The 14710-nt window shown below is 38.7% G+C and carries 8 protein-coding genes; 2 read left to right on the forward strand and 6 right to left on the reverse strand.

Features of this window, described 5'->3' with window-relative positions; genetic code table 11:
• Positions 1–17: 17 nt before the first annotated feature.
• The 6 genes from GD631_RS09920 to GD631_RS09945 form a co-directional block, all read right to left on the reverse strand.
• Positions 18–3044 carry a fimbrial protein gene (locus GD631_RS09920; RefSeq protein WP_185911622.1) on the reverse strand — a complete coding sequence of 1009 codons (3027 nt, stop codon included), beginning with the start codon at positions 3042–3044 and terminating at the stop codon, positions 18–20.
• 19 nt (positions 3045–3063) lie between these two features.
• On the reverse strand, positions 3064–4092 hold the full coding sequence (locus GD631_RS09925) for a FimB/Mfa2 family fimbrial subunit (protein WP_143258075.1): 1029 nt from the start codon (positions 4090–4092) through the stop codon (positions 3064–3066).
• Between the two features lies 1 nt (position 4093).
• Complete coding sequence (locus tag GD631_RS09930; protein ID WP_143258076.1) at positions 4094–5185, reverse strand: FimB/Mfa2 family fimbrial subunit; 1092 nt, start codon at positions 5183–5185, stop codon at positions 4094–4096.
• A gap of 112 nt (positions 5186–5297) precedes the next feature.
• Positions 5298–6581, reverse strand: a complete 1284-nt coding sequence (locus tag GD631_RS09935; RefSeq protein ID WP_143258077.1) for a fimbria major subunit — start codon at positions 6579–6581, stop codon at positions 5298–5300.
• Between the two features lie 614 nt (positions 6582–7195).
• Positions 7196–8644 carry a DUF3868 domain-containing protein gene (locus GD631_RS09940; RefSeq protein WP_143258078.1) on the reverse strand — a complete coding sequence of 483 codons (1449 nt, stop codon included), beginning with the start codon at positions 8642–8644 and terminating at the stop codon, positions 7196–7198.
• A gap of 12 nt (positions 8645–8656) precedes the next feature.
• Positions 8657–9226, reverse strand: a complete 570-nt coding sequence (locus GD631_RS09945) for a DUF3575 domain-containing protein (RefSeq protein ID WP_143258079.1) — start codon at positions 9224–9226, stop codon at positions 8657–8659.
• Positions 9227–9708: 482 nt separating this feature from the next.
• On the opposite strand from GD631_RS09945, the gene GD631_RS09950 reads away from it, so the two are divergent.
• A complete protein-coding gene (locus tag GD631_RS09950; RefSeq protein WP_143258080.1) occupies positions 9709–10335 on the forward strand; it encodes a DUF5033 domain-containing protein in 627 nt (208 codons plus the stop codon).
• A gap of 260 nt (positions 10336–10595) precedes the next feature.
• A complete protein-coding gene (locus tag GD631_RS09955) occupies positions 10596–14693 on the forward strand; it encodes a hybrid sensor histidine kinase/response regulator transcription factor (protein ID WP_143258081.1) in 4098 nt (1365 codons plus the stop codon).
• The last annotated feature ends 17 nt before the right edge of the window (positions 14694–14710 follow it).

Here is a 14710-nt window from a genome sequence, read left to right on the forward strand (position 1 = left end):
TAGTTTTAGTTCGATTCTTATTCTATTATTTCTACGTCACGTACACAGCGTAAGCTGATTTGCTTTGTGTTATCTATTAGATTTGATAAAAACAGATTTTCATTGATGCAAAAGAATCTTACGTTTCCGGCGTTGTTACCTGTATCTATGGTGTATCTCCATTTAGTTCGTGACATTGTATTTTTATTTGCATCACAGTTAGTTATGTATATTAGCATCATTTCTCTTTGATTGGGTGCTCTCCAAAGACCTTTGTCGCTTAGGTCGGTTTTCTCAGAGTAGTTTTTACAATAGCTTCGGTCATTGTCTTCTGATGTTAGAGCAAAGTACTTTTTCCCCGATTTTTCTATTGAGTTATTGGGATCATACCAACATGAACGTATAGTTGCATGCCAACTGGTGAGCGCAGAATATGAATTCCCTTCATATATGTATACATTTCCTTCTGCAGCTCGTGTTTGGGTATATAAATTCTGAGCCACTTGAAATGCCTTATAAGGTTTGTTTCCATCGTCAAAATTGTCGTGAAGAGCTATTTCGCCTTTATTGAGTCGTGAACCACGTATATTTTGCTCTGTTAACCGTGTCATCTTAAAAATCCGGTCAGCGATAATTTCTTCATCTTGATTGCTCTGTTGATTGTATACTTTTACACGTGTACCACTTTCTATATATTCGAACGCTTGTTCAGGAAATCCGTCTTTTTTTAATTCATCGTTCAGACCTTTATCTATTCCTAAGTTACGTACACATCTGAAATTCTGCGGAAGGTTTTTTTCTTCTGTTTCATTGGTGGGATAGTCACCAACGGAAGCGCCTTCTTCCGACCAGATACGCTTTTTGTCACTGGTCGTATAATGATAGTTTATCCTGTCTCCATACACAAATGAAATATTGTTGGCATCATATAAGGGGGTTGGCAGACTCTTGGCGCCCAAATACATACCCATTAATTGTTCACTGGTAGGTACATACCATTTCACTTCGTCCAGTGTTATTTTACCATCTCCGTTCTCATCACGGTTTCGTGATAAGCAGCGTGCTAAAGCGATAGCTTCTTTCCGGGTAGTGAAAGTATTCATTTTTTTATCCGGTGTTTTCAAAGCAACGTGCTCATTCCAGGATATGTGATTTTTTAAATACTCCCAAGTATTCCATAATCCGTTAGCAGAAGAAATAGAGTTAGCAATGTTAGGGGCTCCCCATTTAGCTAATCCTGTTTCATTGATATGTTCCATGCCTAGTGCTACTTTGGCTTCCGTACTATAATATGTCTGTATAGAACGTTGGGTAATCATATATCGGGCTTTGGCATAACTGCTGTTGCCATCCAAGCTATACTTGGGAGCATAAACCAACATTATGTAGCGGTTGTCTGCATTTGCAAAATGCCGCCAGTATGTAGTAGGGTTATTCCCCCAGTTTTGTCCTTTAGGTGCTTCGGTATAATAATATTCATCTACAAAAACTGTATAGTAATATGGCTTGTCCTTATCCTTGCTTCCATCATTTTCGTAGCGGGCTATCACATCATCGGTGAGTCCGAACAAGTCGATTAATTCATTCTTATTGTACTTTTGTAGTTTATCTGCGGCATTTTCTGTTCCATGAGACTGGAAATGAATCCAATGATAATCTTGCTTGGCTCCGTTTCCTGTATCAGGAGTACTTTCTTCTGTGACATCTCCGAAAGGAGTCTTTACTACAAATCTCAAACCTGGGTTTCCTGTGGTGGCGTCCACTACATTATTGTAACTGAATCCCATTATAAAGCAGTTGTAATGTGCATCCAATGTACGTACTTCAGCTTCGGAATCGACCACGTCTCCTTCAGCGCCGGGACGGTTTTCTTTTCCTTCTTCCACTTCTACTATAATGTCGTTGACGTCATTTATCGTTAAGTTGTATGTATATTTGGTGTTTCGTTTGCTTGTGAAGATATCCGGATTGCTGATGCCACCTCCTAGGTGTATTCTATACTGTACGGTAGCTACACGTTTTCCGTCTATGGAATTTTCGTTTTTGATTTCCAATTCAGCCTTAATTTCTACATAAGTCGCATACTTTTCCGAATATTTATATTCACCGGTGTTTGTTTCATCATCGTTCTTGACTTCTGCTTCACGTTTGGCATACTCCGCTTTTTTATCAGTTGCTGATGGATTGATGGAACTCACTGTACCATCCTTTTCTTTATAGGTTTTTGAGTTCTTTATATTTTCCAGCATGTAAAAATCAAATGTGCGGGATTTATCATTTTCATTGGTCTTGAAGGCAGTACTTACTATACTGTTCCCGTAGTTCTTTTCTTGGGTAAAACTATTAACCTTGGGTTGTTCAATGATATTTGATTTGAGGGGGACATATTTCACTTGCCAACTGGTGGGAGTGAAAGACGTGACTTTTTCACCGACTTTTATTTTAAAAGTGATGTGGGAGTCAAGGCGCGAAAGCTCTATTTTTCCGGTGGATATTTTTCCGTGCTCGTCAATCACACAATATCCTTCTTCTTTGTTGGTCTCCGAAGTGGCATTGAATGTTCCACTCATGACCAGGCTGCCTTGTATGCGTTGTACGTTAGCTTCGTTTATACTAATGGTTACTCCGGACAGTTCTTCGATACTTTTAACAGCGTCCAGTCTGTTGAGGATGGATTCCAATTCGTTTGTTTCTGCGTTGGCTATTGCATAGATACGGCTTTCGCCGCTGGTGGTTTCTAACGTAAGCGTTCCTTTCTCTCTATTTTCCAGTGAACTGACTATCTCGTTTGTGTTGTAGAATTTACTGTTTTTCAGTTTCCCACTTCTGTCGAATACCAATACATAAAGGTCGTTGATTCTATTTTCTTCTGTTTCAGGAAGTCCACGGGTTAACTTCTCCATGCCTGTGACTGACAGACCGAAATTTATTGTAACCGGAATTCCTTCTTTCACATTGGCGGAAGAGTATATTTCATCATCTGCGCAAGCATTGAAGAATGTGCAGGCAACGGTCAGATATATTATATTCTTTATCGTTTTCAGTATGTTGTTTTGCTTTTTCATCAGCTTTTTCTCCTTTATATTAATCGAATGACGGGACATCGATGTTCTCTTCATCCCAAACTTTCACTTCATATTCTAATGTTACATCCATTTTCACACTTGTGATGTTGAATACATATATGTGGTTGCGAAGAACATTATAATCTTTTCCATTTTCACTGAATGGTATCTTATAACTTTTTTCTTTACCTCTAGCCATCGCTTTGATGACCAAATATACTTTCTTTTCAGTTTGTGCTCCCGTATTCTGATGTTCCGGAATGTAGAATTTGTTTTCAACCTTGTTTCCTTCTGTCCCGTTCAATATGCCGGAAGTCAGGAAGTCGGCAGATAATGTGGAGTTTCCCGGTATGGACGGGCCATCGTTCTCTATGGGTGCGCAATATCCTTGTGTATTATAATTGTGCAACTGGACTTCGGTGATTTTGAAATCTATTATTCCCTTTCCGTCGTTGACCATTACATTCACTTTGGCAACTGCGCGTTTCAGCATGAGTTCTCCTATATTGTTTTCTCCCGACCGGACGGATTCAATGGTACCTTCACCCCACATTGGGAGGTTTATCGAACGGTCTGTGTCTTTAGTATAACCGAATACCAGTTGTCGGTATAAATCGTCCTTGCTATCTCCCGGATTCATATTCACATCGTGTACACCTTTGTTTTCCGCATTGGTGATTACGATAAAATCCATGGAAATGCCAGTGGCGTATGTTTCCGACAGTTTTCCTTCTATAAACCGGGTAGCTTCTCCGTTTACTCCTCCTATAAGCACGTATTTAACTTGCTCCACAAATTTACCTTTCACGAAAGTATATATTTGGACATCGTTGATTGTCCGTTCGTTTGCAGAATCATCTGCTTCGCCGTCAATGGCCCATGTGGAAGACATTTCAGGAAAGGTTAATGAAAAATTGATTTTGCCACCCTTTATGGGGTCTCCCGGGATATTCATTATATTATCATCCATGACTCCGTCTGTGACACAGGACGTTGCCATGATGCAGAGGACAGCCAACAGATAATATGTCAGTTTAGAGTATTTCATTTTATAGTTCAATATCATTGAGTTGGATAATCCAGTCGTTTACATCAATTACTGTTTTAATCAGTGCCAGTTTTTCATCTACGAAAATAATCATGCTGTAGTTATCTTCGCGATCCAGATATTCCTGGAGAGTATAATTCCGGTCTTTGTATTTCTCTAGTTGGAGTAGTTCCAGATATTTCACCAAGTTAGAACTGTGGAATAACGTTTCGTCTGTCGCGGAGTTTTTGATGGTCAGCTGCGGGGTTTTATTCTCCATCAGTCTGGCAACACTTATCTCACTGACAACGGCATTGTATTCTTTGGCAGGTTCGCCAGTTTCACTGAAAGCTCTTGTTGTTATAACTTCGGATTCTACAACAAATGGCTTGTAAGTCAGTAAGTTGTCCTCCAATAGTGAATTGTCGTAATTCATGTATCCGTTATCGTCATAAATCTCGCATTTGAATGTTTCTTCAGTCAATGCTCTTGTTATCGGGCCGTCGGATTTGTTGACCTGTGCCACGACTATGCGGATATTATTGGTGTTCTTCACTAAAGACACCATACTGATTTGTTGCCTTCCATTACGTGTTGTAGTTGCATTTTTGACTTCACCATGCCAGAGTGAATGTAACTCTTGTTCTACGATATATTGCCCTTTTTCATCTTCTCCGAAAGAAGAACGTGTCATTGCTTTACGTAATGTTTTTACTTTCAACTCTTCAATTTCTGATTGTTGCGGATATAATAAAGGTACTGCGAACGATTCATTATTTAATCCGGCCCATGCAATCAAGTGATATTTTGATGGATCAACATCTACAGTCATTAGATAGTCGTCTTTTTCTAACGGTGCTCCTTCATCTGTTTTCTGGAAGACTAGATTGTTATTGTCGTCAAAAGCATAAAGTGTCACTGTCTTTACTTGTTTGGAAAATACGTCTACCTCGTCCATGTTATAGTCATACTTAAACTTCACACGATACTGGATGCTGCAATCTCCATCGTCATAATCCAGAATGGAGTCGCACGATGTAATTGCACCAGCCAATATGGTGAGCAACAATATCTTGTTAGCTTTTTCTTGTATGGTAGTTAGTATTTGTTTCATTATTCTCACTTTTTATGCTTTTAGAAAATAGTGTTTTGTTTGAATGTAATGCGGGGGTGATAAGTCTTAATAAAAATCAGGAGAGTTTTTCTCTCCTGATTTTTATTAAGACTTAGAGACCAATGTTATTATTATGGATTGTCCAAGGTTGTATTTTGGCTGTTACAATAAGTTTGGTTGGATCTGATGGGGTAGGAGGAAGTTCACTCGGCCAACCAAGATCGTTAATTGTGGTAACTGTAAGCTTGTACCAGTTATTTCGTATGATAGTACAATTCTTGCCGGTATGTTGGATTGGTGCATCGTAATAACAAATACCATTTGTATATTTGACGATTTCATATTGGCTAAGATCTCCGGCTTCTTCTTCTGTTGCAGGAAGATTGCCGAAATCATTCTTCATTTGTTCCCATGATGTGTAAATTGTCTTTTTAGTTTCGCCATCATAGAACGTTTTAACAAAGAATGTGGAAGCAGGTTCGTAATCTGTTGTACCTTCTGAGTAGAAATAAACTTGTCCTTTGTAATGTACGTTAGTTGCAGTAGGTTTTGCATCTTCATATGCTAAACCTACTTTGTTTTCTAAACAGTATGTAATGCCAGTGAGAATCCATTCGAAATTTCCTTTAGCAGCGGGTTGAAAATAAAGGTCATCTCCTGTCCAACTGTTTTTTTGTGGCAATGCATATGAATCTTTTGTTAAATTGGAATAAGAGTGGTTGGTGATTTTTATGGCTACCAGTTTTCCATCTTTGGGAGTCACTGTCGGCTTTTCTAATTCGAAAGCATGATTGGCATCTGTCTGTTCATCCAGTTTTGCGGAAACACGGCTTACCACGAGTTCGGCTGTATTATCTTCTTTGCCTGCTTTGATTTCAACTGTTTCTCCTTTGTCACAGCTCATTAGAAAGTTGCCGCTGGAAGCTATTGTGGTGCTGAGATATTTTAGATTTTCCCATGCTTGCTTTCCTACAGTTAAGTTGTTGTAATCAGTACCGTTGGAGAGTGCTGCGTTAAGTGCTTCTGTCGGATTGATAAATGCATAAATTGTGGCTGTTCCTGCTGATACTACAAATGCGTCGGTACTTGCTAATCTTACATTGTTTTCATCCGGAGAACCATTAAGTGTCATGTTTTCTTTGACTATTCGTTTTGTTCCGTTGTAATCTAATACAATAGTTGCTGTTTTAATTTCAGATTCATCATTGTTACCAGGGTTAGTTCCATCTTCAGCAACAGATCTGCTTTTGTTTTCTTCAGATGCTAAAAAACTAATTCTAATACTTGCGTTGTCACCGGCAGTTTGAGTGCTGTTGTCGATGAATTCATCATTGTTGTTACAAGCTGCCATGGCTGTCATTGCCAATCCTGCTAATAATAAATTTCTAACTTTCATTTTGGTTTTGATTTTAATGTGTGATGCTATAATTTTTTTATTGGATAAGAGATATCCTGAAATGAGGAAGAGTGTTTGGTCTGTTCAAATATTCAGTGATATCCAGTCTTTTCTCTTTGTTTATTGGGAAGTCCTTATATCTAATAAGGAAGAGAAACTTCCGGTAAGTTTAATAATTTGTTTGTCTCATAATAAATAAATGATGTTTGTTTTTTTGTTGATTACTGATATTATTTTATTTAAAACTTGTCAGAGAAGAATTGGCTTCCCTTTTTCATATTGCAAAGATACTCTATAGGTAAATAAGTATTGGTTGGCGTTTTTGTCAATTTCGAAGGTGATTTATGCAATCTTTTAAATCTGAATTTTATGGTAGGTGTTTTATTCTTTTATGAATGATATTCTTGGTGAAATGAATGTTTTGCCATCCTTGCTTTTATTATACCCATGCAGGGAGATATGGGAGAAGATGAACAAATATATGTTTTCTGCATATGTGATACATAATTGGATGATTACGTGGAATTAGAAAAAAAGAAACGCACAGCCTTCACAGGTAGTGCGTTTTATCCATTTTAAAGGAAATGGATTTGGGGTATTTTTATATTGTTGTCTTATTTTGCAGGATAGTTTAGTTTCTTGTTCAATTCTATCAAGTTTGTGTCCGCTTGTGTTGTAAGTCCGGCAGCTTTTGCTGCTTCGAAATATTTTCCGGCTATATCCAGATTTCCTTCCAGCAGGGCAATTACTCCTAGATTGTTTATTGTTTCGGCCGCTTCTTGATTGGCTTTTGCCAGGTGTTTTTTGGCAGATGTTAAATCTCCCCCTTGCTGGATTTCCATTGCAGCGGCATTTAGGTTGGCAACCGGGTCGTCGGGAAACATGACAGAAGCCACCTGGAAAGCATAATTAAACTCTTCACTTCCGGGTTCGTAACTTTGTGCCACGAGATAAATTTCCTGTAAACTTAGCAATTGAGGATGTTTTTTGATCATTTCCTTGGATTCTTCGAGATTAAAACCACGTACCGTATAATTTACCGTATAGTTAGAATGACGCAGGGCTGGATAACACTCGGCTAATAAATATTGGTAAGCCTGCGGACCTATCAATCTGGCTATATTGCGTTCTTTGGTGTCAATATCCATCTTTTGATTATCTATCATAAGTAGGATGTCTTCCTTTTTATCCATTGTTGAGTTTTCAACAAACTTGCGGAAACCCTCCCAGTCTTCGGGGGTATATTTAGAAGAAATGAGACGACTGTCAAAGTTGTAGTAACTGTTCACATAGTCTGCGAGTGACTGGGTGCGTCCTTTGGCCAGACGGGTATTGTTGGCGTAGCTTCCTTCGGGAGATGCATAACCATGTATCGTGATGCCGGTGAGCTGAGTGTTTTTGTCATTGCGTACTGTATCAATGCTTGCACGTATCTTTGCCAGCTCCGTCGAATTACTTCTGTATTCCGGATAAATGATAATCTTGTTTACGGGGAAGTCCAGATATGCGGTTCCTTCTATGGTCCGGTGCTTCACGCCTTCGGCTTCCGGAGTGATATATGCTATTGCCGGATGTATTTTTAATGATGCAATATTCAGTTTCGCAATCATTTCTCCATGGCTTTCCTCTACTACATCACAACAGCCGCACAAATCTATATTTAATTTTAGGTTTGCCTGTTGCATCCAAGCCTCGTATGGAACCTGAACCAGATAATTAATCTTTTGGTTTTGCTTTCGTTGATGCCGCATGATAGTATAAGCGTTTTCGGGGGGCTGTTGAGTCCGTTGATTTACTAGTTGGCGTTTCCGTCCATATATTACGATAGCCGGCAATATTTTCGTTTGTCCTTCCGCTTCGAGGTAGGGTGTCAGGGTGGCGGCATTGTTAGAGGCAAGTTTCAGGTTTTCGTGCAGGATAAGATCCATGCGGATAGTCAGTCGATTATTGTCACTTCGCGTGATCGATTCGTTATCCGTGTGTATTTGATTTTTGTAAAGAGTCTGCGCCTTTCCTCCTAATAGGGGGATCAGGCAAATGAGTATACATAGAAAATTTTTCATATTTGTCTTGTTTTAGAATAAATAAATCAGGCTGACGGCAGCTTTAGTCGGTCCTACATAGTTTTTGTGTCCTTCGCCAACTTTTTCTCCGCAAGTCTTGCATATATATTGCTCATATTTGACGCGCGCATAGCCTGCGCCAATGTTCCCTTCCAGATTCCAGTGTTTACTTAGAATCCACTGGTAGCCATAGGATATACCGAAACCGTAGAAATTACCTTTGAAACGGTGTTCCTTTAATTCCGGCCAGATTCCCCAGGGCATATCGATAGCTGCCACCTGATAGACACCTCCGTGGAGATGTACACCAACGAAGTGACCGTTGAATTTGTCACAGAACCAATAACGAAGTTCTGGTTGGAATGCCAACATTTTCATCATCTTCTGATTTTTGTATTTCCAGGGATTATAATTGGCATACAAATCCAAAGTTAATTTCTTGTTCAAGCTTACTTCAGCTCCAAGATTGATAACTTTAAGCGCATCCATTATAACATTTGTTTTCACTCCAACCGCTTGACTATATAATAAGGTGGAGGTAAACAGCATTGCGAATAGTGCAAAAATTTTCTTCTTTTTCATTTTCATTACCTGATAGGTTTTGTTTGTTGATGTGCAAATGTAGGTATAATCCTGGTAGGCCTTAATTGGCATATTGTTCTTTCTTCAGATAACTTTCAGTGGAAAATAATAAATAGGTTGGTGTTTTATTCTTTGAGAGGGGTGGGCTTATTATTCTTGCATGGGTGGTATTTTGTTCATGATTGGTGAATTAATCACATATGGTTGGTAAATGATGCTTGTAGATTCTGTTTATTTGCTTGTATGTATTGTATTTCATTCATTAAAGAATGGTAAATTGTTCATTTCCCTTTCGAAAAACTTTTATTTCTTAAATAATGTCCTTATGTTTGCTTCGAACAAACAAAGCGCCTAGTATAAATTGATAAAATTAAAGATTCCCTCCTGAGGAACATGAACAAACAACAATGAATTATGTAACGGTTGAAGTGCGATTATCGACAATTCGCAAATATTAAAAAACAAATAAAGGAGGAAATATAATGAAAACTATTAAATTCTTTTTTTCATGTGTGGTTGCATTAGTGTTTACTGCATGTTCTGGTGCAGAAAGTGATAGTATTGAAGATAGCTCTTCGAACTTTGAGTCCATGATCTCTTTGTATGGCATTGAGTCTGCTGAGCAGATTGGTGAAGTACCTTCTGTGACAACAGAAGAGATGGGAAGTGTATTAGAAGCACTTCGCAGGAATAATGGTGTCGTTCAGGGATGTAAAGTGGAAAATACGGAAGGGTATTATGGAACCGGTAACGATAAGAAAACTGTAATGATGACGGCGGAGTATCAAGCTCGCACACGAGGTGGTTCTCTTATTGAGAATTTTGCATTATGTGTCTCATTGAACTTTACTGTAGATAAAAAGATGGTCTATTATGCAGGTGCTACTTACAATTGTAAAACGGACCTGTTTCTTTGGAAAGGCCAGGGGGCTTCTTTGTCAACTACGGCTGAAGGTGATAATGTGTTTACTTCTACTTCCTATCTTTATTTTCGTGTAAGTGATCAGGAAAATTGCCTGGTGAAGGTGCCTGTAAGTTTTAGGGGAAATTATGATTTTAATGCGGGTAAAGGGGAGTATAGTTTTGTTCTTTCTAAAATTGCTCAGTAGTCCGCTTTGTATGTGTATAATGAATATATCGAATTTTAAGTTGTAAATGGGGAACTAAACAGCAAACAGTATATATAATAAGGTGTAATATTAATTGAAAGGTGTAACCATGGATGAAGAGTATTGTTAGTTTCTCAGGGAGCCGGCAATGCGCTTCACTGTAAATTGTTCTTAAAAAGTCCCTTGTTTTTTTGTGGGTATGTATATTCTCCTTAACTTTAACCAACATAACTCTAACATGGACAAAACAGGTGTCATATATGAAAAGGACTTTGTCTTTATTACTACTATTATTAGGTTTCAGTATATCGTATTCTCTAAATATTCATTGGAGTCCGGAGCCAATAGTAATAAAAAACGGATTTGATAATAATACAGTTTATAATGTGTGTTATGGGAAAGATGGCTTTGTCTGGCTGTCTACTGATAGAGGCATAGCCCGTTATGATGGATTTAGATTTCGTGATTATCCTTTGGTTACCAAAATAGATTCGTTGTCTCTTCCTTTACCACAGGCAACCAGTACATTGCAGGAAGTTTCGGGCAACCTGTTCTATATCCAGCTATATCAAGGAGGAATTGCTTGTTTTGACAGAGAAAAAGAGAAATATCTTCCAATCATTTTTAACCGTCCTTTTAACTTGCGGAATATACATAGTTTTCGTTGGTGTAATGGCATTTTATATCTGGCTACTTCTCAGGGATTGTTGAAGTCGCAGGTTGTCCGTATGGAAGAAGATAATAAGGATGTTTTATTTTGTACGTTGGATGCAAAGCCTTTAGTTAAGGGAAAAACGGGTGGCCTGTGTGCTGACGGGAGCAATAATCTTTATTTTTCTGTTGACAGAAAAAAGGTGATGAGTTATAATGTTGAGACGAAAGAACTTGCTTTGCTTAAAGAATATGATGTCGTGAACCGCATTTTCATGGAAAATGGTTATTTATGGATTTGCAGGCTTTGGAATGATATTGTCTGTTATGATCTTAAAAAGAATCAAGAACGTGTCATTTCAATAGGAAGCAGTGATAATGTTGATTATTTTAGTTCTTATATCACAGATGTCGAATGCAGGAATAAGCAGACATTCTATCTGACAACCTTGGACGGATTGTTTGAGTTGGATTTTGAAAATGAAAATCTTTGTGAAAGTCCTGTTTCATTGGAACTGTTGACGCAATATGAAATAGCATTTCATTCTAATATTGAACGTAAAATGTCGAGTGCTTATTGGGATAATCAACAAAAAATATTGTGGACAAGTACGCTGGGTGGAGGAATTGTGAAGTTCGACATGGATGATGACATGTATAGCCGGATACAGCAAACATTCAAATCCAGAATTAACGGTATGGTTGAGGATGCCAATGGTTATATCTGGTTAGTGATGAATTGCGGAACGTTGATGAAAAGTACCACTCCTTTTTTGTCTTCTCAAACTCATTTTGAAGTCTGGAAAAAAGCATCCGGCTTTTCAAAATATTGCCATATTTATAAGGATAGGAAGGGTGATATTTGGTTAGGTAACAACTCTGGAGAGGTGATGTGTATCAATCCACTGACCGATGGAATAGAAACGTTTAATTTGAAAACACCTGACGGAAGTAGACTGGTAACTTCTATTTTTCAGTTTTGTATGGATTCGAGAAACCGTTTGTGGATAGCTACTTCGGACGGACTGATGCAAGTGAATCCGAAAAATGATGAATGTCGGAAGATCGAGCCTAAGGATGCTGCAATCGAGATGGTGTATACGGTAGTTGAAGATAAAGAGGGGAGTGTCTGGATTGGTACAAACAGAGGGCTGAAAAGGCTTGAATGTTTGGGAGATGAGATTCATTGGAAAGGAGAGTATGAAAAGGAAAACGGGTTGGAAGAATCTGCTGTACGAACTATTTACGTGAATAACTCGAATCAGATTTATGCTGCTTATTTGAATATGGTTGTCCGCATTGATGGGAGAGATAAGGATAAACTGGAGTCTATATATACCTTACAGAATGGGTTGATTGGTGGAAATGTCAGTTGCATGGTAGATGACCAGATTGGGAATACATGGGCGGCTAATAGTGCCGGAATTATGATGGTAAGAAATGGACAAAATGCTTTCTATAATTATTTGTCAATAGGTGATTGCAATGCTTCATGCCGATTAAATGACGGACGATTATTATGGGCGGACTCATGGGGGATGTTATTCTTTGATCCGGTTGTTTTTAAAACTAACCAAGTGGAAGGCCGGCTCATGCTGACAGATATTGAAGTGAATGGGGAGACAATTCTGGCAGGAGAGAGCCGGAACGGGCAAATAGTGCTTTCTGCTTCACCTGAAAGACAGGAACAATTATCTTTTAATCCGAAAAATAATAAATTCCGTTTATATTTCTCTGATTTACAATATGGAATGATGCAATGTAAGATTGCTTATCGGTTACTTCCGGAAGATGAGGAATGGAGAATACAGCCGCTTGGGGAAGGAGTGGAGTATAGTGGGTTACCTGTGGGTGAATATGTTTTACAGGCTAAACAGGTCTTTCCGAATGCAAAGGAAGGAGAAGTTGTCGAGGTTCCTATTGTGGTAAGGGCGGAATGGTATCATACAGCGTGGGCATACTGGGCTTATGGATTATTGGTGTTCATTCTACTCTATCTTGTTTATCGCCATTGGGTGAAGAAGAATATGTGCAAGCAGATACACCGGGATAATGAGATCTTATTGAAGGAAAAGTTGAATATGGAGAAGGTGAAACAGAAGCAGAAACAAGACATAGAAGCTATGAGAAGCCATTTGTTGATGGTTTTTATTCAGGAACTTCGTACTCCGCTTTCGTTGATAATTGCGCCATTGAAAGAAATCCTTGAAGATAAATCGATGGCTCCTAACTTTGCCACTCGCGGTCGGGTGGCTTATCGGAATTCTCTTCGTATGTTAGATGCTTGTAACCAGTTGTTGGCTATTCATCAGCATCGGAATGTGAATGAGAAACTGAAAGTAGCCCCTTATCAGATAGAAAAGCTGCTTGATAATAATTTGTTTGATGTTCGTGAGTTGCTGAAAATGTATGCGATAAATTTCCAGTATGAGAAGCGGATTAGAAAAGGACTGGAATTTTATGTGGATAAAAAGAAAGTGGAATTTATTATCCATAGTCTGCTGACCAATGCTTTTATTCATATTAATTATTCGGGGAATGTTTCTATGACCGTTTGCGAAACGGTGCAGGAACAGTTGCATTATGTGACGGCTATTCTGGAGTATGACGGGCGAAGGATGATACAGACTGCCGAAGAGTTGATAAATAAAAATGAAACTTCTGAAGAGGATCTGCTTTATACGGAAATGGGCTTTTCTGCGATGCGTCAAATGGTTGAAATACATCATGGGAAAATCAGCCTGGAAAGTTCGTTTGATGGAAGCACGAAGGTTATTGTAAGTTTCCCGCTGGATAAGAGTGTATTCGAAAATGATCCGAATGTGCTGTTTGTTGATCCGGAAGATACAGGTGAAATAGAGCCTCGGCTATTGGACTTTTCGCAGTCAAACCGGACTGTTGAGGAATTTGTCCCATCTACTTCGGCCAGACTTAAAAAGACTTTGCTGATTGTTGAAGATCACAAGGATATTCGTCTCTATCTGAAGGTTCTGTTTGGGAAAGAATATAATTTGTTGATGGCTACAAATGGTCAGGAAGGCATTGATATGGCTGTGAAAGAACTTCCGGATTTGGTTCTTTGTGATGTTATGATGCCGGTAAAGAACGGATATGATTGTTGCCGTGAGTTGAAGGGAGGACTGGAGACTTGTAGTATTCCTATCATTATGTTGACAGCCAAGGTGGAAGATGAGGACATTGTACATGGTTTAGAGTTGGGAGCAGATGACTATGTGCTCAAACCATTCACTCCCAGTATTTTAAAAGCGAAAGTGCATAATTTGATTACTAGCCGGCAGGCATTGAAGCAGATGTATACGAAGTTGCTGATGTTGCCGGGGATGGATTCTGTAGAAACGGCTGAACCGGAACAGGCCGAAGAAGCGGTAGCGGTGGAAGATCCGTTTATTAGTTCAGTTATTAAAATAGTGGAGGAGAATATTTGCAAGTCTGATTTTAGTGTGAAGAAACTTGCGGCGGATATGAATATGAGTCAACCTACTTTATACCGTAAAGTGAAACAGAGTACGGATTATACAATTACCGAACTTATCCGCGGAGTACGTATGCGCCGGGCAGCTGTATTGCTCAAAACAAAGGAGTATGGAGTACAGGAAGTCGCGGAAATGGTAGGTTATAATGATATTCCTACTTTTAGAAAGCATTTTGTCGATGCTTTTGGCATCACTCCTTCTACTTATGAATGAAAAAATGAGTACTTTTG

The organism is Bacteroides luhongzhouii, assembly GCF_009193295.2.
Taxonomy (GTDB): Bacteria; Bacteroidota; Bacteroidia; order Bacteroidales; family Bacteroidaceae; genus Bacteroides; species Bacteroides luhongzhouii.